Origin of the sequence: Klebsiella oxytoca NBRC 105695 (assembly GCF_001598695.1) — a bacterium.
GTDB classification, from domain to species: Bacteria; Pseudomonadota; Gammaproteobacteria; order Enterobacterales; family Enterobacteriaceae; genus Klebsiella; species Klebsiella oxytoca.
The window spans coordinates 17,573-37,415 of sequence record NZ_BCZK01000001.1 but is presented as its reverse complement, the minus strand read 5'-3'; the positions used below and the strand labels follow the sequence as shown (position 1 = coordinate 37,415).

Annotated in this window: 19 protein-coding genes; 11 read left to right on the top strand and 8 right to left on the bottom strand. The window is 55.1% G+C overall.

Annotation, left to right across the window (positions count from 1 at the left end):
• The first annotated feature begins 158 nt into the window (after positions 1–158).
• Together KO1_RS00180 and KO1_RS00175 are read left to right on the top strand one after the other, a co-directional pair.
• Positions 159–641, top strand: coding sequence for a hypothetical protein (locus KO1_RS00180; RefSeq protein WP_047720863.1), 483 nt, complete (start codon positions 159–161; stop codon positions 639–641).
• Positions 641–1,129 (top strand): hypothetical protein, encoded by a 489-nt coding sequence (locus KO1_RS00175; RefSeq protein WP_016809573.1) that lies wholly within the window; start codon positions 641–643, stop codon positions 1,127–1,129. The genes KO1_RS00180 and KO1_RS00175 overlap by 1 nt, the downstream gene beginning before the upstream one ends.
• On the opposite strand, the gene yieE is transcribed toward KO1_RS00175, so the two are convergent.
• Entirely contained in the window at positions 1,108–1,980 is an 873-nt protein-coding gene (gene yieE, locus KO1_RS00170; protein ID WP_004103910.1) for a DNA-binding transcriptional regulator YeiE, read from the bottom strand. The two genes, KO1_RS00175 and yieE, sit on opposite strands and share 22 nt — an antisense overlap.
• A 172-nt stretch (positions 1,981–2,152) precedes the next feature.
• Between yieE and KO1_RS00165 the strand changes: the two genes are divergently transcribed.
• The 3 genes from KO1_RS00165 (at position 2,153) to KO1_RS00155 (ending at position 5,246) form a co-directional block, all read left to right on the top strand.
• Positions 2,153–3,202 carry a YeiH family protein gene (locus KO1_RS00165; protein ID WP_004103912.1) on the top strand — a complete coding sequence of 350 codons (1,050 nt, stop codon included), beginning with the start codon at positions 2,153–2,155 and terminating at the stop codon, positions 3,200–3,202.
• A gap of 96 nt (positions 3,203–3,298) precedes the next feature.
• A complete protein-coding gene (gene nfo, locus KO1_RS00160; protein ID WP_004103914.1) occupies positions 3,299–4,156 on the top strand; it encodes a deoxyribonuclease IV in 858 nt (285 codons plus the stop codon).
• Position 4,157: 1 nt separating this feature from the next.
• Positions 4,158–5,246 (top strand): sugar kinase, encoded by a 1,089-nt coding sequence (locus KO1_RS00155; protein WP_004103916.1) that lies wholly within the window; start codon positions 4,158–4,160, stop codon positions 5,244–5,246.
• Positions 5,247–5,280: 34 nt separating this feature from the next.
• On the opposite strand, the gene KO1_RS00150 is transcribed toward KO1_RS00155, so the two are convergent.
• The 6 genes from KO1_RS00150 to fruB form a co-directional block, all read right to left on the bottom strand.
• A complete protein-coding gene (locus KO1_RS00150) occupies positions 5,281–6,531 on the bottom strand; it encodes a NupC/NupG family nucleoside CNT transporter (protein WP_004103919.1) in 1,251 nt (416 codons plus the stop codon).
• Positions 6,532–6,627: 96 nt separating this feature from the next.
• Entirely contained in the window at positions 6,628–7,563 is a 936-nt protein-coding gene (locus KO1_RS00145) for a pseudouridine-5'-phosphate glycosidase (RefSeq protein WP_004103922.1), read from the bottom strand.
• Positions 7,556–8,491 (bottom strand): pseudouridine kinase, encoded by a 936-nt coding sequence (locus tag KO1_RS00140; protein WP_047721156.1) that lies wholly within the window; start codon positions 8,489–8,491, stop codon positions 7,556–7,558. The genes KO1_RS00145 and KO1_RS00140 overlap by 8 nt, the downstream gene beginning before the upstream one ends.
• Positions 8,492–8,816: 325 nt before the next feature.
• Positions 8,817–10,505, bottom strand: a complete 1,689-nt coding sequence (fruA, locus tag KO1_RS00135; protein ID WP_004114117.1) for a PTS fructose transporter subunit IIBC — start codon at positions 10,503–10,505, stop codon at positions 8,817–8,819.
• Between the two features lie 16 nt (positions 10,506–10,521).
• Positions 10,522–11,460 (bottom strand): 1-phosphofructokinase, encoded by a 939-nt coding sequence (gene fruK, locus KO1_RS00130; protein ID WP_004103928.1) that lies wholly within the window; start codon positions 11,458–11,460, stop codon positions 10,522–10,524.
• Entirely contained in the window at positions 11,461–12,591 is a 1,131-nt protein-coding gene (gene fruB, locus KO1_RS00125) for a fused PTS fructose transporter subunit IIA/HPr protein (protein WP_004114118.1), read from the bottom strand.
• Between the two features lie 330 nt (positions 12,592–12,921).
• Here fruB and setB point away from each other — a divergent pair, with 330 nt between their 5' ends.
• Positions 12,922–14,103 carry a sugar efflux transporter SetB gene (setB, locus tag KO1_RS00120; RefSeq protein WP_032704880.1) on the top strand — a complete coding sequence of 394 codons (1,182 nt, stop codon included), beginning with the start codon at positions 12,922–12,924 and terminating at the stop codon, positions 14,101–14,103.
• A 25-nt stretch (positions 14,104–14,128) separates the two neighbouring features.
• Here the strand turns inward: setB and KO1_RS00115 are convergent, their stop codons facing one another.
• A complete protein-coding gene (locus tag KO1_RS00115; RefSeq protein WP_004103933.1) occupies positions 14,129–14,380 on the bottom strand; it encodes a YkgJ family cysteine cluster protein in 252 nt (83 codons plus the stop codon).
• A 146-nt stretch (positions 14,381–14,526) separates the two neighbouring features.
• Between KO1_RS00115 and yeiP the strand changes: the two genes are divergently transcribed.
• The 5 genes from yeiP to mepS all read left to right on the top strand — a co-directional run bounded on the left by yeiP (position 14,527) and on the right by mepS (position 19,724).
• Positions 14,527–15,099: an elongation factor P-like protein YeiP gene (gene yeiP / locus KO1_RS00110; protein WP_004103935.1), complete on the top strand. Its 573-nt coding sequence runs from the start codon at positions 14,527–14,529 to the stop codon at positions 15,097–15,099.
• A gap of 315 nt (positions 15,100–15,414) precedes the next feature.
• A complete protein-coding gene (locus tag KO1_RS00105) occupies positions 15,415–16,881 on the top strand; it encodes a mannitol dehydrogenase family protein (RefSeq protein WP_064406797.1) in 1,467 nt (488 codons plus the stop codon).
• 119 nt (positions 16,882–17,000) lie between these two features.
• Positions 17,001–17,978: a CobW family GTP-binding protein gene (locus KO1_RS00100; RefSeq protein WP_023321339.1), complete on the top strand. Its 978-nt coding sequence runs from the start codon at positions 17,001–17,003 to the stop codon at positions 17,976–17,978.
• Positions 17,979–18,014: 36 nt separating this feature from the next.
• The gene (locus KO1_RS00095; RefSeq protein WP_024274498.1) at positions 18,015–18,728 is read left to right on the top strand and encodes a phosphatase PAP2 family protein; all 714 of its coding nucleotides are present in this window, start codon (positions 18,015–18,017) and stop codon (positions 18,726–18,728) included.
• A gap of 426 nt (positions 18,729–19,154) precedes the next feature.
• Positions 19,155–19,724, top strand: coding sequence for a bifunctional murein DD-endopeptidase/murein LD-carboxypeptidase (mepS, locus tag KO1_RS00090; RefSeq protein WP_004103943.1), 570 nt, complete (start codon positions 19,155–19,157; stop codon positions 19,722–19,724).
• Positions 19,725–19,843: the final 119 nt, after the last annotated feature.

The window sequence follows — 19,843 nt, the reverse complement described above, 5'->3', positions numbered from 1 at the left end:
GTCTGTGATCCATCCGATACAAATGCAAAGTTATAAGAGAGCTTCATGATCGACTGCCGATTATTAGTAAAGAACAAATCCGCCATTAGCACAAATAAATGCACAAACCAGAGGGATATCGGGCAAACTTCCGCGAAATTCCACGGAAGGAACCGACGATGAAACGCAAGAACAAGCGCAAACGCCGCACCATGTCGCTCGCTGAGGGAGTCTACGCAGCTTGCTTTTGCTTCATTCTTTTTATCATTGGCTTCTATCAAAGCATCAAGATTATTGAAGAGTGGTACTTCCGTCCGGATTATATTGTCGACAGCGCCGACTCGCTCTTCTCCGGCATCCTCTTCCTCGGTCTGGCACTGCTGATGGCGCTGATTGCCGCCTGCACCGCCAGCGGTACGCCTGGCGAGCGCTACGCCACGCTCCTGTTTTTGTTCTTTATTGCGATGGGGCCGGTGTGGTCTGTCAGCCTTTATGTCCTGCAATACGTCACTATTGAGCACTATAAAAGCCCACAGTTTGGCGTGTGTATCAGCAAAGGCGGCCATGGGGCCACGTATATGTACGTCAGGAATAGCCGCTGGTGCCAGCATTTTGGCTACACCATTATCAGGCCATCGCCGGATGAGCGAGGGAGCAATTGATGCGCAAAGTGCAACCGCCGCCTCAGTATGACTGGCCGGTCTGGGTCGGCGTTTCGCTGATTTGCCCTCTGCTTGCTTTGTGCTCTCTTTACCTGGCAGGCGACTATTTCACGCTACTCAGGCTGCCACGGGCGCCGGATTTCTGTTCGCAGAATATTTTAAAAGCAAACTTTGTCTGCCTGGGGCCTGCGCTGCTGATATTGAGCATAGAGGGAAATAAAAAACTCTTTTTCCCCCAGGCTGCGCCGCTACCTTTTGCAACCCCCATCGTCAGGTCTTGCCTTTACCTGACGCCGCTATTGCTGCTCACCGCAAATACGCTGATTCTGGTTTTACATTTCACCCTTTTTAGCCCTGACCGCTATATTCGCTGCTGGGAACCTTATCCATGGGGAACATGGTATTACGCGAAAACAGCGGATATTTGCGTTCAACACGGGCTGGCGCCGGTGCAAAACCTCGCGTATCAGGTTGCGATCTCGCAATAGCTCAGGAAACGCTGTAATGCCTTGGAAATATGCTTCTGGCGGTGATGAATACGCCACAGGGTGCGGGTTAAGCGCGGCAGTGGAATCTTCAGCGCCACCAGCGATCCCACTTCAAGCTGCTCCGCAACCACGCGTCGCGACAGGCAGCTAATGCCCAGACCATGGCGCACCGCGTGCTTGATGGCTTCCGAATTACCCAGTTCCATTCCAAGATGAAATGCCGGTAGATGCGATAATAATAAATAGTCGACAATTTCCCGGGTCCCGGAGCCGTGCTCGCGTAGAATCCACGGCGCCTCCGCCAGCCGTTGCAGCGTCACCTCCCCTTCCAGCAGCGGTGAATCCGGCGCGGCAAAGACCACCAGTTCATCTTCCAGCCAGGGTTCGGCGATAATATCCGCCGCGTGGCAGGGACCTTCAATCAACCCGATATCCACCCGCAGATCGGCCACCGCGTTGATCACGTCCTGGCTATTGCCCACGCTCAGCTCCAGCGGTAAATCCGGCAGGTCGCGTCGATAGCGCGCAATGATCTCCGGCAAGATATAGTTGCCGATGGTGCTGCTGGCGTAGACGCGAATCGCGCCGTTGTCGCCGCGAAACAGCTGCTCTATCTCCAGCGCCCGCTCCAGTAGCGCCAGCGCCCGCGGATAGAGCAGCCTGCCGTGTTCGTTGACCACCAGCCTTTTCCCGACGCGGTCAAACAGCTGCACTCCCAACTGCCCTTCAAGATCGGTCAGCGCGGCGCTGACCGCCGACTGCGACAGCGCCAGCATTTGCGAGGCCTGGGTCGTCGACCCGCTTTTCAGAACTTCAGCAAAAACTTCCAGCTGCCGTAGCGTGATATGCATGATTTTTCCTGCCTTTATAGACGACCCGGCATTCGCGGCTAAGGCTTATACACATCGTGCTCACACCGCGAAACCGCTCGTTTACCACTTATTACGATTAATTATAAATATATAATCAATTTTATATTTAAACCAGCGCGTCGTATGCTTTTCCCAGACAAAGGAGAAGGTTATGACAGCACTCACTTTACCGACTAAACATCGCCCATTGCGGCACTTTGCACCTGGACTGGCGCTGACCGCCCTGCTCACCGGCGCAGCGCTGTGGGCCGGTAGTTTTCCGGCAATCGCTGGCGCGGGCTTCAGCGCCCTTACGTTGGCCATTTTGTTCGGCATGGTCATCGGTAACACGGTTTACCCGAAAATCTGGCAGCCCTGCGACGGCGGCGTACTCTTTGCCAAACAGCACCTACTGCGCCTCGGCATCATTCTATACGGCTTTCGCCTGACGTTCGCTCAGATTGCCGACGTTGGCGTCAGCGGTATCGTGATTGATGTGCTGACGCTTTCCAGCACCTTTTTTATCGCCTGTTTTCTTGGGCAAAAGGTTTTCGGCCTCGATAAACATACCAGTTGGCTGATTGGCGCCGGTAGCAGCATTTGCGGCGCGGCAGCGGTCCTGGCGACGGAACCGGTCGTCAAAGCGGAAGCCAGCAAAGTGACGGTCGCCGTGGCCACGGTGGTGATTTTCGGTACCATTGCTATCTTCCTGTACCCGGCAGTTTATCCTTTCCTGGCGCACTGGTTTACGCCGGAGGCCTACGGCATCTATATGGGTTCGACGATGCATGAGGTTGCCCAGGTTGTCGCCGCCGGCCACGCCGTAAGTCCGGATGCGGAAAACGCGGCGGTGATTGCAAAAATGCTGCGCGTGATGATGCTGGCTCCGTTCCTGCTGTTCCTTGCCGCTCGCGTGAAGCAATTAGCCCCGGCAAACGGCGGCGAGAAAAGCAAAATCACCATTCCGTGGTTTGCGATCCTGTTTATTCTGGTGGCGGTATTTAACTCCTTCCACCTGCTGCCGAAAGCGGTAGTTGATATGCTGGTGACCCTGGATACCGTGCTGCTGGCGATGGCGATGGCTGCCCTCGGCCTGACCACCCACGTCAGCGCGCTGAAAAAAGCCGGCGCTAAACCGCTGCTGATGGCGCTGATGCTCTTTGTCTGGCTGATTGTCGGCGGCGGCGCGATTAACCTTGCTATCCACAGTCTGATGGCCTGAGCCTCCTCAATACTCAGGTTGTATTAAGGATGATGTAACTCTCCGGCTAAGCCGCTATCATTACCCTCCCCCCAGCGGCTTAACTGGAGTTTTTTTATGAAATACATTGGAGCGCACGTCAGCGCCTCCGGCGGCGTAGCCAATGCCGCCATTCGCGCAGCCGAAATCGGCGCGACCGCATTTGCCCTCTTCACCAAAAACCAGCGCCAGTGGCGCGCCGCGCCTTTGAGCGACGACACCATTGCTGAATTTAAAGCCGCCTGCGAGAAGCATCATTTCGGCCCGGGACAAATTCTGCCGCACGACAGCTATCTGATTAACCTCGGCCATCCGGTTGCGGACGCGCTGGAAAAATCCCGCGATGCCTTTATTGATGAACTCTCCCGCTGCCAGCAGCTCGGCCTGACGCTGCTCAATTTTCATCCGGGTAGTCATCTGCAGCAAATTCCAGAAGACGAATGCCTGGCGCGCATTGCCGAGTCCATTAACATCGCGCTGGCCAAAACCGAAGGCGTGACGGCGGTCATTGAAAACACCGCCGGCCAGGGCAGTAACCTGGGGTTTAAGTTTGAACATCTGGCAGCCATCATCGATGGCGTGGAAGATAAATCGCGCGTCGGCGTGTGCATTGATACCTGCCACGCCTTCGCCGCCGGCTACGACCTGCGTAGCGCCGAAGAGTGTGAAAAAACCTTCGCTGATTTTGAACGGATTGTCGGTTTTCAGTATCTGCGCGGTATGCATCTGAACGATGCGAAAAGCACGTTCGGCAGCCGCGTTGACCGCCACCACAGCCTGGGTGAAGGCAATATCGGCCACGATGCCTTCCGCTGGATAATGCAGGATAGCCGCTTTGACGGTATCCCGCTGATCCTGGAAACGATCAATCCTGATATCTGGGCGGAAGAGATCGCCTGGCTGCGGGCGCAGCAGACGGAAGAGGCCGTGGTCTGATATGAACGACAGGGAAAAGCAGATCCTCAAAATTTTGCGGCGCAATCCGCTGATTCAGCAACATGAGATTGCCGATATTCTGCAGATTAGCCGCTCCCGCGTAGCCGCGCATATTATGGACCTCACGCGTAAGGGGGCTATCAAGGGCAAAGGCTACATCCTTACCGAGCAGGAGTATTGCGTCTCGCTGGGCGCGGTGAATATGGATATCCGCGGCATTGCCGATATTCATTATCCCCAACCGGTCTCCAACCCGGGCAATATCCAGTGCTCCGCCGGCGGAGTGGCGCGGAACATCGCGCATAATCTGGCGCTGCTGGGCCGCGATGTGCATCTGATTTCCGCCGTCGGCAGCGACTTTTACGGCGAAACGTTGCTTGAGCAGACCCGACAAGCCGGGGTTAACGTGCAAAGCTGTATCCGCCTGCACGGTCACAATACCGCCACCTATCTCTCCATCGCCAATCCGCAGGAAGAGACGGTGCTGGCGATTAACGATACGCATATCTTACAGTCGCTCACCCCGCAGCTGCTGAATCAATATCGGGATCTGCTGACCCATGCCGGCGTCATCCTGGTCGATTGTAATTTAACGGAGCCGTTGCTGGAGTGGGTATTTACGCTGGCCAACGCTATTCCGGTATTTGTTGATACCGTGTCGGAGTTTAAAGCGCACCGCATTCGCCCGTGGCTGGGAAAGATCCATACCCTCAAGCCGACGCTGCGCGAACTGCAGATCCTCTGGGGAGAACCCATTGAAAACGAGGCCGATCGCGATCGCGCGTTAGCCTGGCTGCACGAAAGGGGAACGCGGCGCGTGGTAATTTGCTCGGAAGACGATTCCGTTTTCTGTAGCGAAGCCGGCGGTGAACGTTTTCAGATGAAGCTACCGGGCCATACCACGATAGACAGCTTTGGCGCCGACGATGCGCTGATGGCCGGGCTGCTTTATAGCTATCTTGACGGCAGCGATTTCAAAGAGAGCGTCGCTTTCGCCATGGCCTGCACCGCCATTACCCGCGCCAGCGACAGCATCAACAACCCTTCTTTATCCGTTGATAACGCGCTCAATTTACTTCCCAGCCTATAGCATCGCGCACCGCAGGCGCGGTGCGCGCGCTGTTTTATGCCAGACCGATAAAGAACCCGGCAATGGTGGCGCTCATCAGGTTAGAGAGCGTGGCCGCCGCCAGAGCGCGCAGCCCAAGCTGAGCAATTTCCGGCGCGCGCTGTGGTGAAATAGCCGAAAATGCCCCGACAACCACACCTATTGAGCCAAAGTTGGCGAAACCGCACAGCGCAAACGAGATAATCGCAACGGTTTTCACGTCCAGGGTACCGCCGGTTTGCAGATAAGGCGAAAAGTTGAGGTAGGCGACGAATTCGTTTATCGCCAGCTTTTGGCCAATCAGGCTTCCCGCCAGCGTCGCATCGCTCCAGTCAACGCCCATAATCCACGCCAGAGGCGCGAGCAGGAAACCGAAAATACCCTCCAGCGTGGCGTGACCGTAGCCAAACCAGCCGCCAATGCCGCCGATAATACCGTTCAGCAACGCGATGATCGCCACAAACGCCATCACCACCGTTGCCACCCCGGCGGCAATTTTCAGCCCTGTCATCGCCCCGGATGCTGCCGCCTCGATAATGCTTTTCGGCGGCGTCTCGGTGAAGGAGAGATTATCGAAAGTGACCCGGGAGGCTTCGGTTGCCGGGCTCAGCATACGAGCAAATAGAATCCCGCCGGGAATAGCCATCAGTGAAGCAGCCAGCAGATAATCGATCGGTACGCCCATGCCGGCATAGCCGATCATCATCGACCCGGCGATCGACGCCATCCCGCTACAAATGGCGGTAAACAGCTCATTGCGGTTGAGACGGTCGATAAAGGGTTTGACGATCGCCGGGATCTCATTTTGGCCAAGAAAGATGGTGGTCACGGCGACAAAGGACTCAATCTTGCTGATATTCAGCGCTTTCTGGAAGATACCGCCGAGAATCCGGATCAGCAGCCCCATCACGCCGAGGTAGTAAAGCAGGCTTATCAGCGCGGTGACAAAAATGATGGCGGGCAGCACGCGGAAGGCGAAGATAAAACCCGCGCCGTCAAACAGCACATCCATTTTCGGACCGACAAGCGATCCAAAAATAAACGCGCTTCCGGCGTCGCTGTAGGACATGACTTTATGTACCCCGAGCGCCGCCTGTTCCACCAGCCACTTGCCCGGCGGGAAATAGAGCATCACTCCGCCAATCACGATCTGCAGCAGCAGCGCGGCCCCTACGGTTCTGATACTGATGCGTTTTTTATTTACTGACAGCGCAAAGGCGATGGCCAGCAATACCACCATCCCCAAAAGACTTCTCATGATGTCCATAATGATATCCTTACCTGGAGGAAAACCCGGCGTCAGGCCAGGCTTTCGGTATATTTGATATCGGGGCGGGCAACCGCAAACAGCCCGCTACTGTCGTCAGGCGATCTGCTGATACTCTTTGGCAATCTCGCAGGCCAGCACGGCATTATTGAAGACCAGCTGAATATTGGATTTCAGGCTATCTCCGCCGGTTAGCTCCGCTACGCGGGCCAGCAGGAACGGCGTACTCTCCTTACCCACCACACCCTGCTCTTCCGCTTCCTTCACCGCCTGATCGATGGCGGCGTTGATTTTCGCTTCCGGCATCGCAAACTGTTCCGGTATCGGGTTCGCCACCACCATCCCCCCGTTCAGGCCCGACTGCCATTTCACCGCCATCGCTTTAGCGATTTCTTTAGCGCTATTCAGGCGAATACTGACGTCAAACGGACTGGTTCGACAGAAAAATGCCGGGAGCGCCGAAGTTTGATAGCCAATAAGCGGAACGCCAAACGTTTCTAAATATTCGGTGGTTAATCCAAGGTCGAGAATAGATTTTGCGCCGGCACAAACTACGGTAACATTGGTATTGGCCAGCTCCTGTAAATCGGCGGAAATATCAAAAGTATGCTCTGCTCCGCGGTGCACACCGCCAATACCGCCGGTCGCGAAGACTTTTATCCCGGCCATGGCGGCAATAATCATGGTAGAAGCCACGGTGGTCGCGCCATTTAATCCTGCGGCGACAACAAAAGGTAAATCACGGCGACTGACTTTGGTAACGTTATGTCCTTCACGACCGAGCAATTCAATTTCTTCGCGGCTCAGGCCAACTTTCATAACGCCATGAATAATCGCAATTGTTGCCGGCACCGCTCCCTGACGGCGAATCGTTTCTTCGACTTCCAGCGCGGTCTGCGCATTTTCTGGAAACGGCATTCCGTGAGAAATAATAGTCGACTCCAGCGCGACTATGGGTTGGTTATTCTTTAATGCCTGCTGAACTTCCGCAGAAACCTGTAATAATTCAGAGGAAATATTTAATTCAGACATGTTCGTTCTCCACTACCTTTTTTACGTTGGCGTAAGATAATTCAGGGTTATTGGTGAATTCCGATGAGAGCGCCAGAGAAGAGCATCCCTGAGCAAACTTCACCGCTTGCGAAAATGAACAGCCGTCGAGCCAGCAGCAGGCCAAACCGGCCATCATGGCGTCACCGGCGCCGGTGACGTTGACTACCTGGGTTTTTAACGGCGCCGACCAGCCGCGCTCGCCGTCTTTCTCGCTGAAGTAAACCCCGTCCCCCCCCATGCTCAGCACCAGGCGCCGCAGGCCACGCTGGTGAAACCAGTCGGCAACGCGCGTGACGTCATCAGTGCCGGAAAGCGCAATTCCGCTCAGCGTTTCAGCTTCAATTCGGTTCGGTTTTAGAGTGTGGATACGCCCCAGATGCTGGCTGATTTTCACGCACTTCCAGGCAGAGACCGGGTCAACAAAAATGGGCGTCGGGCCGCTATTTCCCATCAACCAGGCCAGCGCCGATTCGCTGATATTACAGTCAACGACGATGACCGCAGCGCTGCGAATAAAATCCCGGTGCTGGCTTAAAAAGGCTGGCGTAATATGCTCGGTGATACTCATATCATTAATCGCCACCAGCATTTCACCGGTATTATCGAGCAGCGATAAATAGCTCGATGTCCCCTCGCCGTGGACGATCTGACATTTATCGACATGAACGCCGGACTGAGCCGTTTGTTTTAATAGGGAGTGGCCATAGAAATCATCTCCGACAACCGACAGTAGCCAGGATGGTTTACTCAATAAAGCAATATTCTGCGCAATATTCCGCCCCACTCCACCGGGAGTGTATTTTATTTTTCCGGGGTTAGAATCAGCATAGTTCAACGATACATGGGAATAACCAGCAACATCCATATTTGCCGATCCAATAATTACAACGTAATCATTTTCAGGCATAAAAATACCCTCCAGCATACAAAAACGCTTTGGCAGTGGAATGTTTGAATATCAGTAAATAATCATACGCCCATTCAGCACCCTCTCATTAAACACATGTTTGAATGTGAACATATGTTTATGTTAAGCGGATTGGTTTTAAAGTAAAGGGGTCCGCCAGAGGGATTTCATATGAACATGAAGACAATCACAAAATTTGGCTAGTATGGTTTTTAAACAGCTTAAAAATGCGAAGGAGAGCACATATGGCGGGTTAAGCAGAGGGCGGATACGGCATAAAAAAAGGGCAGAGAAGACTCTGCCCTTTTGCGTGTAACACCGTCGATCAGGCGACTTTTTCTTCCACCTGAACTTCAGGACGTTTCAGCACCGCGTAGGAAAGGCCTGCGACCAGCGTACCGACCACAATCGCCATCAGATATCCCAGCACCGGGGTAATCGCGCCTGGGATCAGCAGGACGAACAGACCGCCGTGCGGCGCCATCAGTTTCGCGCCAACCCACATGGACATCGCACCGGTCACCGCGCCGCCAACGATACAGCAAGGCAGGACGCGCATCGGATCGCGAGCGGCAAAAGGAATTGCTCCTTCGGTGATAAAGCACAGGCCGAGAACCAGGGCGGCTTTACCGCCTTCCTGCTGCGCTTTGTCAAACTTTTTACGCGCAATCAGCGTCGCCAGGCCCAGCGCCAGCGGTGGAACCATACCTGCCGCCATAATGGCCGCCATCGGGGCATAGGTTTGGGTACTCAGAAGACCAACACCAAAGGCGTAAGCTGCTTTGTTCACCGGGCCGCCCATGTCGGTACACATCATACCGCCGAGAATTGCACCGAGCAGAACCGCGTTCGCCGTCCCCATAGTTTGTAGCCAGTGGGTCAGGCCTTCGAGAATTCCGGCAACGGGTTTACCAATCAGGTAAATCATTGCCAGACCCACGATCAGGCTGGAAACCAGCGGAATGATGAGGATCGGTTTCAGCGCTTCCATACTTTGCGGCAGTTTCAGCCTGGTACTGATCGCTTTCGCCACGTAACCGGCAAGGAAGCCGGCGATAATACCGCCGATAAAGCCAGATCCGGTGCTAACCGCCAGCATACCGCCGATAAGACCTGGCGTCAGGCCAGGGCGGTCAGCGATGGAGAAGGCAATAAAGCCCGCCAGTACCGGTACCATCAGCGCGAAGGCTGATCCCCCGCCGATTTGCATCAGCGCGGCGGCCAGAGTGTCTTTTACTTCAAAGGCTTTGATACCAAAAGCGAAGGAGAGCGCGATACACAGGCCGCCCGCTACCACCATCGGCAGCATATACGATACGCCAGTCAGCAGGTGACGATAGGCGCCCGCGGACTCTTTTTTGCCTTCTGCCGCGGCCTGGGATTTACCCGCAGGCTGATATGGTTTCGCTTCAACAACGGCTTTATCCAGCTCCTGAGCGGTTTTCTTCAGCGCCAGACCGGTAGTGGTGCGATACATCGGCTTGCCGGCAAATTTCGCCAGATCCACTTCGATATCAGCCGCGACAACCACCAGATCCGCCTGCTCAACCTCTTCAGGAGTGATGGCATTACCCGCACCCACGGAGCCGCGAGTTTCAACTTTCACCCACCAGCCGCGTTTTTTGGCTTCGGTTTCAATCGCTTCCGCCGCCATAAAGGTGTGCGCGACGCCGGTCGGGCAGGCAGTGACCGCCACAATGCGTTTCGGACCATGAGTTGCCGCCGGTAAAGCTGTAGCAGCCGGAGCGGCATATGGCGTGGCATGGCTCCTGGCTTCCCCGAGGAATAGTTCCGGGTGAGCAACGGCGCGATTAATATCGCCGAGATAAACCTTTTTGCCGTTCAGCGCGCTGTCAGCTGGCAGCGTCGCGCCCAGCACAATCGCCAGCTCAGCGTCGTTTGGGTTATCAATCAGTTCAAGTTGCGCTTTTTGCGCCGCGGTGCTTAACAGGGTCTTCGCCATATAGGCGCGGGCCTGTCCGAGCCCGGCATCAATAATCAGCAGCGTTTTCATTATGCCTCTCCTGCTGTTAATTAAAGGGTTGTAAGTCGACGCGCGCCATCATTGCGGCCAACTGGGTACGATCGGTAATACCGACATTGCTCTGACTCACCGCCAGCGCGGCGACGGCCGTTGCCAGGCGCAGCGTATGCTCGCTGGACTCACGCATCAGCAGTCCGTAAATCAGGCCGCCAACCATTGAATCGCCCGCGCCAACGGTGCTAACCACTTCCACTGAAGGCGGCTTGGCAATCCACTCGCCGGAGGCGTTAACCCACAGGGCGCCTTCTTCGCCAAGGGAGATCACCACGTGGGCAATCCCCTGCTCGCGCAGCGCATGAGCGGCCTCAATCACATCCTTCATTTCAGGTAACTTGCGACCCGCCCAGATTTCCAGCTCACGACGGTTAGGTTTAACCAGCCACGGCGCCGCTTTAAGACCGGCAACCAGCGCTTCGCGGCTGCTGTCAAAAATGATGCACGGGCACTGGCTGCGCAAGCGGGTCATCCAGTCGGTGAACGCTTCCGGACTTACGCCGGAAGGTAAGCTGCCGCTCACGCAGACCATATCGAACTGGCCCAGCCAGCTCAGGGAGTCGTTAACAAAACGCTCCCAGTCACCCGGCGTGACTTCAAAGCCGGAGAAGTTGAAGTCGGTCACTTCGCCATCTTTTTCTGTCAGCTTGACGTTAATACGGGTACGGCCCTGAACGACCTGAAAACGGTTAGCGATGCCCAGCTCACTGAACAGTTGCTGAAAGCCATCCTGATTATCTTTACCGAGAAAACCGCCCACGGTGACGTCGATACCGAGATCTTTCAGCACTTTTGCAACGTTGATCCCCTTCCCTGCGGCGTGCAAGCCGGTCGTGCGAACAAGGTTAACCTCACCGCGTTCAATTTCCGGGGTAAAACCCACCAGGTCATAGGCCGGGTTTAAAGTAATCGTTGCGACACGTCTGCTCATTTATGCGCCCTCCCCAAGGCCTGCGGCGATCGCTTCGCCAATCGCATCCAGCGCCTGCTGCGCATCTTCACCCTGCGCGGTGAAGCGCAAGCGGTGACCTTTTTTCACGCCCAGGGCCACGACTTTCATCAGGCTGCGGCCGTTTGCCGGCTTGCCCGAACCATCGAGGTTAGTGACCGTAATGTCGCTGGAAAATTGTTTAATGGTATTTACCAGCATCGTGCCGGGACGCGCGTGCAGCCCGTGCTCGTTGCGGATAACGTATTCAGCGCTGAGAACATCTTCAGCAATCGCATCGTCGCTGGTCAGCAGCGCCAGCAGCGTTGCGCCATCGGACTTCAGCAAACGGTCAGCTTTTTTGTCCAGCAGCAAATTGCTCAGGCGATTAAGGACCGCCGTCGGCTGGTCATCGGCCATCGCCACGGTGATCAGCAGGGAAACCGGCTGCTCATCGCGAATAAAGGCGTTGGCCGCGCGGCTCACCGCAATGGCGCTACGCAGGTTGCCTTCCGGACTGTCGTTCAGCCAGATGCCCTGGCCGAGGTTCAGCGGGTTGTCATTAATCACATGGCTAACAAAGGAAGCATCGACGGCGCCCGCTTCTTTCAGCCGCGCGGCGTTGAGCGCCTGCAGGGTCAGCAGATCGCTGGCGGCCACGTCCAGGGTCAGCGTTTCGTTATCCAGCTTCAGCGCTTCGCTCTGCTTTTCACCCATCAGCAGGGCGCGCAGCTCTTCAGCGGTGGTGGCGGACTTTAGCTGTTCAGCAACCGAGTCGTCGCTCAGCACATGGGTCAGCTGACGCAGCAGCCCAAGGTGTTCATCTGAACTGGCGGCGATACCGATAGCGACGTAGGCGGTCTGCCCTTCGCCCCAGGTCACGCCCTGAGGAAACTGATAAACCTGAACGCCGGTTTTCAGCACCTGATCGCGCGTGTCGGTGGTGCCATGCGGAATCGCAATACCGTTGCCAAGGAAAGTGGAGGTTTGCTGCTCGCGAGCCAGCATCCCGTTGATGTACCCTTCAGCCACATTGCCCGCGCTAACCAGCGCGGAGGCAACCTGACGAATAGCCTCTTCTTTATTACCGGCCTGCTGACCGGGATGAATATCCTGCACAGATAACTGGAACATGGTTCTCCTCTCCTGCTGAATTGAATCGTTTCAGCTACTTTGAGAAAAAATGCGTCACCTGACTGCCGGAGAATCTCCCGATGACGCTGAAACGTTTCAAGAAGTCTGTACCTTTATTAGTCAGCGCGCAAGAAAAGTTACTCTCCCGATAACAGAAGTTAGAGATACAGCACACTTTTGCTGACGAGGTGATGACAAACCCGCCAGAACTTCAGCATTTTGCTGAAGCAAAATTTTGAAACGTCTTTTTGATTTATTCGTGCCCTGGTACTGTTCATTATCTGACTGACGGCGTAAACTCCGCGACTCCTGAAACCGATGAAAGCCGACATGCAAAACAGTAGCGCCGCCCTGCCACGACGCGGGTTCGATTTAACCTCCTCCGCCTTCCTGATCGTCGCCTTCCTGACGGGCATTGCCGGGGCGCTACAAACGCCTACCCTGAGCCTGTTCCTGACTGACGAAGTTCACGTACGACCGGCGATGGTCGGCTTCTTTTTTACCGGCAGCGCGGTGATCGGCATTCTGGTGAGCCAGTTTCTCGCCGGGCGCTCAGATCGCAAAGGCGACCGCAAGCAGCTGATCGTCTTCTGCTGCCTGATGGGCGTGCTGGCCTGCGTGCTCTTCGCGTGGAATCGTAACTACTTTATTTTGCTCTTCGTCGGCGTTTTCCTCAGCAGCTTTGGTTCCACCGCGAACCCGCAGATGTTTGCCCTCGCCCGCGAACATGCGGACAAAACGGGCCGCGAGGCGGTCATGTTCAGCTCGATCCTGCGCGCTCAGGTTTCGCTGGCATGGGTCATCGGCCCGCCGCTGGCCTACGCGCTGGCGATGGGTTTCGGCTTTACGGTGATGTACCTCAGCGCGGCGATTGCCTTCGTGGTCTGCGGCGCGATAGTCTGGTTTTTTCTCCCCAGCATGCGCAAAGAGCCGAAGGTGGTGACGGGACATCTTGAAGCGCCGCGCACCAACCGCCGCGACGCGCTGCTGCTGTTTATCATCTGTACGCTGATGTGGGGAATTAACAGCCTGTACATCATTAACATGCCGCTGTTCATTATTAATGAGCTGCATTTACCTGAAAAACTGGCGGGATTAATGATGGGCACCGCCGCCGGGCTGGAAATCCCGACCATGCTGATTGCGGGTTACTACGCCAAACGTTTCGGTAAGCGTTTCCTGATGCAGATCTCTGCGGTTGCCGGGGTGCTGTTCTATGTCGGCATGCTAACCGTACACACCCCGGCACTACTGCTGGCCCTGCAGGTGCTGAATGCTATTTTTATCGGCATTCTGGCCGGGATCGGTATGCTCTATTTTCAGGACCTGATGCCAGGCCAGGCCGGTGCGGCCACGACCCTTTATACCAATACTATCCGCGTTGGCTGGATTATTGCCGGTTCGCTGGCGGGGGTCGTTGCGGAAGTCTGGAGCTATCACGCCGTATTCTGGATTGCGCTGGTGATGGGCCTCGCCACTCAGGCCTGCCTGTGGCGCATTAAAGACGTATAAAGGGTGTCCGTGCGGGCTTCCGACGTCACGAAGTGCTCAGCTCAAGATGAAGAAGCCAGATCATGGCTTCTTCGCGATTTGTGGCGCACATCTCCGCTTCCGGCTTCAGGCTGGCGCACACTTTGGGCCTCAACGGCGAGCCAAAAATCGCGCACAGGTTATTGTCCGAAAGCTGTATACAGCGGGTATTTGCCGGTTTGCCCTGCGGCATACCCGGGATAGGGCTGGAGATAGAAGGAGCGATACAGCAAGCTCCGCATTCAGGGCGGCATTCCATAATCGACTCTTCCGATAGGCTTTTGCGGCCCAGCCTAAACGTTTTACCCGAAGATAGCAAAACACACGAATTCCGCTTGCCTGAAAGGCCCGGCGCGAGTAGTTTTACGCGATATTTTCGACCCTTTAAGTGACAGGATTACTGCAATGCCAAGAGCGAATGAAATTAAGAAAGGTATGGTGCTGAATTACAACGGCAAACTGCTGATTGTTAAAAATATTGATATTCAGTCACCGAGCGCCCGCGGCGCAGCGACGCTGTACAAAATGCGTTTCTCCGATGTGCGCACCGGCCTGAAAGTGGAAGAGCGCTTCAAAGGCGACGACATTGTCGATACCGTTACCCTGACCCGCCGCTTCGTTGACTTCTCCTATATCGATGGCAATGAATATGTCTTTATGGATAAAGAAGATTACACCCCGTATATCTTCACCAAAGAGCAAATCGAAGAAGAGCTGCTGTTTATGCCGGAAGGCGGCATGCCTGACATGCAGGTTCTGACCTGGGACGGCCAACTGCTGGCGCTGGAACTGCCGCAGACCGTGGATCTGGAAATTATTGAGACGGCGCCGGGCATCAAAGGCGCATCCGCCAGCGCCCGCAACAAACCGGCTACCCTCAGCACCGGCCTGGTCGTTCAGGTGCCGGAATACCTCAGCGCGGGCGAGCGCATTCGTATTCATATCGAAGAGAGCCGCTACATGGGCCGCGCGGACTAAATCCAGCCTTTAAAGTCAGTGCAAAATGCAAAAGACAGTCAATGGCTGTCTTTTTGCTTCTTAATGCGCGCCATACGGCTGTTGGCCCTTCATCATCGCCAGGCTATCCCCTACAAAGCCACCCAAAGTTGTCATACCAATAGCGGCGAAATTATCGCTAATTTCCCGCCCCTGTTAGCAGGATCTTCGCTAAACAGTGCTCGATTGCTTGATCAAGCTCACACTAAGCGGATAAACAAGGCTCACCAATTTAATTTGCTGTCATATAACTTTACACTAGAGATGTTAATTATCGGTTAATCAGGTGTATTAAGAATGACTACCATTGCGACGGCCACGCTGCCGGAAGGCGTACAGCTCCCTCATTATGACCGCAGCCAGCTGCGCTCGCGTATTGTGCATTTCGGCTTTGGCGCTTTTCATCGCGCGCATCAGGCGCTACTCACCGATCGGGTGCTTAACGCCAGCGGCGGAGACTGGGGGATTTGTGAGATTAGCCTGTTCAGCGGCGATCGGCTGATGAGCCAGCTTCGCCAGCAAAACCACCTGTTTACCGTGCTGGAAAAAGGTGCTGAGGGCAGCCAGCCAATTGTTGTCGGCGCCGTGCATGAATGTCTGAACGCTAAACTCGATTCGCTCGCCGCTATTATTGAGAAATTTTGTGAACCGCAGGTGGCGATTGTCTCTCTGACCATTACCGAAAAAGGCTACTGCATCGACCCCGCCAGCGGCCTGCTGGATATGACGCAGCCGCGTATTATTCACGATCTGCAAAACCCGACTTTGCCGCAATCGGTTCCTGGAATACTGGTTGAAGCGCTGGCGCGCCGCCGTCAGCGAGGGCTGTCACCCTTTACCGTGCTCTCCTGCGACAATATCCCTGATAATGGACATGTAGTGAAAAACGCCGTGCTGGGCATGGCTGAAAAACGCGATCCGCAGCTGGCACAGTGGATTGCTGAGCACGTCAGCTTCCCCGGCACCATGGTTGATCGCATCGTACCAGCCGCCACCGAGGAGTCGCTGGCGGAAATTCGCGCCGCGTTGGGCGTAGAAGATCCCTGCGCCATCAGCTGCGAACCCTTTATTCAGTGGGTTATTGAAGATAACTTCGTGGCCGGTCGCCCGGACTGGGAAACGGCGGGCGTTCAGATGACCGACGACGTTTTACCGTGGGAGCAGATGAAGCTGCGGATGCTCAACGGTAGCCACTCGTTCCTCGCCTGGCTTGGCTACCTGGCGGGCCATGCGCATATTAGCGACTGCATGCAGGATCCGATTTTTCACAGCGCCGCATACCGGCTGATGGTTGATGAACAGGCGCCGACGCTATCCATTCAGGGCGTTGATCTGTCGGCATACGCTGACAGCCTGATCGAACGCTTCAGCAACCCGGCGCTGAAGCACAGCACCTGGCAAATCGCCATGGACGGTAGCCAGAAGCTGCCGCAACGTATGCTTGACGGGATTCGCGTCCATCTTGCGCAAGAGAGCCGCTGGCCGCTACTGGCGCTGGGCGTCGCTGGCTGGATGCGCTATGTTAGCGGCGTGGATGACGCCGGAGCCGTCATTGATATTCGCGATCCGCTGGCCGATAAAATACACCACCTCGTTGCCACCAGCGATGAGCGACAACGCGTAGCGGCGCTGCTTACGCTTGAGGAGATCTTCGGCCGCGACCTGCCGCAGAATCCGCAGTTCGTCGCTGATGTCACCGCCGCGTGGCATCAGCTCGCCGCTTTTGGCGCGCGCCAGGCCGTCGCCGCCGCGCTGAATGATTAACAATTTCTGCCTTTAAGCGGACGGAGCGCCTTTCTGTCCGCGTTAACGCTTCTCTTTTCCCCTTTTTTTCGTCAGGATAGCCTCAACTGTTACAACATTACATTTATCCTGGAGAAAAAGTGACCAAAACCAACTTGATCACGGGGTTTCTCGGCAGCGGTAAGACCACTTCCATTCTGCACCTGCTGGCCAATAAGCCCGCAAATGAAAAATGGGCCGTACTGGTCAACGAGTTTGGCGAAGTGGGCATTGACGGCGCGCTGCTGGCGGAAAGCGGCGCGCTGCTGAAAGAGATCCCCGGCGGCTGCATGTGCTGCGTTAACGGCCTGCCGATGCAGGTTGGGCTCAACACCCTGCTGCGCCAGGGCAAACCTGACCGTCTGCTGATAGAACCCACCGGACTAGGCCATCCTAAACAGATCCTTGATATGCTGACCGCCCCGGTCTACGCGCCGTGGATCGATCTGCGCGCCACCCTGTGCATACTGGATCCGCGTCAGCTGCTGGACGAAAAAGTCGTGAGCAACGAAAACTTTCGCGACCAGCTGGCTGCCGCTGACGTTATTGTCAGCAATAAAGCCGACCGCTCGACGGAAGAGAGCCAGCGCGCTTTTGTCGCCTGGCGTGAGGCGTACGCCGGTGAGCGTCGCTGCGTCAGCACTAGCCAAGGTAATATCGACCCGGCGCTGCTTGATTTGCCGCGCCGCAATCTGGCGCCGCTACCCGCAGGGGTCGGGCATGCGCACGACCACGGGCAGAAAAAAGGCCTTGCCGCGCTTAGCCTTCCCGCGCACCAGCGCTGGCGTCGTAGCCTCAATAGCGCTCAGGGCTATCACGCCTGCGGCTGGATTTTTGACGCTGAAACCGTCTTCGATACCGTCGCTCTGCTTGAATGGGCGCGCCTGGCGCCGGTTGGACGAGTTAAAGGCGTCATGCGTATTGCCGAAGGGCTGGTTCGTATCAATCGCCAGCAGCTCGATCTGCATATTGAGACGCAAAACGTTGCCCCGCCCGATAGCCGTATTGAGCTGATAGCCGATACGGAAACGGACTGGAATGCTCTTCAGGCCTCTTTGTTGAAGATTCGTTTAACTTAGGGCGGCTATGGTTGCCGTCGTTTTACACAACACGCGATAGTTATGATTAAAAATCGAATTCCCCTCATCCTGCTGTTAAACGCGGCAGGTATAGCGCTTTTCTGTTCATGGTATCTTCCGGTTAACCATGGTTTCTGGGCTCCGCTGGACGCGGCGATTTTCTATTTCTTTAACCACCTGGTCGGCGTCAACACCGCTTATACCTGGCTGTTGGCGGTTATCAACAACCGCGCGTTTGACGCCTGTTCGCTGCTGGCGATGGGCAGCCTGATGCTGAGCTTCTGGTTTAAAGAACAGAGCGCCGGACGCCGCCGGGTGATTATCATCGGCCTGGTGATGCTGCTGGCTGCCGTCATTATCAATCAGCTGGCCCAGCACCTGATGCCGGTGAAGCGAGCCAGCCCTTCGCTCTCGTTCACCGATATCACTAAAGTCAGCGATGTCATCTCCTTTCCGACTAAAGATGCGTCTAAAGACAGCTTCCCGGGCGATCACGGCATGATGCTGCTGATTTTTGCCTCTTTCATGTGGCGCTATTTTGGCCGTCGCGCCTTCGCTATTGCGCTGGTTATCTTTGTGGTGTTCGCTTTCCCGCGGGTGATGATCGGCGCGCACTGGTTTACCGATATTGCCGTCGGATCATTAACGGCCGTGCTCATTGGCGCTCCCTGGGTGTTGATGACCCCACTGAGCGATAAAGTGATTACTTTATTTGAACGTTACCTCCCCGGCGGAAGAACGAAAATTTAAAGTCATCTTTACAATTAATTAATATCATTCATAAGGGATCGTTCTGGGTCCCTTTTTTTATCATCTCACTCTTTCTCACCCGCTATCATCTTGCTGTCACATTAATCCTGTTAAAAATGAGTAAATTGCATATTTTTTACCCATCCCTGCCGCTATTTTGGCCTTTGCCGATGATTCACTTTTTGTCGCAAAAATACTTATAAGAAAATGCGCAAAACCGCTCGCCATCCCCCGTTCGATCGGGTAACCTCAATCTCGTTTTGCCTCTCCAGCAACATCAATTCAGATAATGAATAAATTTGTGCGTCAGGCCACAATTTTATGCTTACGGAATTGTCTCATTGCGACCAGGTAATTAGGCTCTAACACGTTTGGCATTTTTTATAACGACATTGTCGTTAAGGACAACAAGGGATAACACACAGCATGGTCAAATCTCAGCCGATTTTGAGATATATCTTGCGGGTCGCCCCCGCGATTGCAGTTGCGGTTCTGCTTTCCGCGTGTAGTTCAAATAGTACCGCCAGAAATATGCATTCTGAGACGCTTGCTGTGGGTAGTGGCGATTTATCATCACTGCAAGCCTCTCAGGATGAATTTGAAACCATGGTCCGCAACCTGGACGTTAAGTCCCGTTTGATGGATCAATATGCCAGCTGGAAGGGCGTGCGTTACCGCCTCGGCGGCAGCACTCGCAAAGGCATTGATTGTTCCGCCTTTGTGCAGCGTACTTTCCGTGAACAGTTTGGCCTGGAGCTGCCGCGTTCGACTTCTGAGCAGCAGGATTCCGGAAAATCCATTAGCCGTTCACAGCTGCGTACCGGTGATTTAGTACTGTTCCGTGCGGGTTCAACGGGCCGTCATGTAGGCATCTACATCGGCAACAACCAGTTTGTTCATGCTTCCACCAGCAGCGGTGTGACGATTTCCAGCATGGATGAGCCGTACTGGAAAAAGCGCTATAACGAAGCGCGACGCGTTCTGAGCCGCTCGTAATCTCTTCTGCCGTTGGTTATTCCCTTGGCCAACGGAAGAAACAAAACACTGCTGAAGCAGTGTTTTTTTTTGCTCGCCAGCCAATAAACTTCGTAAAATAGGCTATCTCTTGAAGCGAC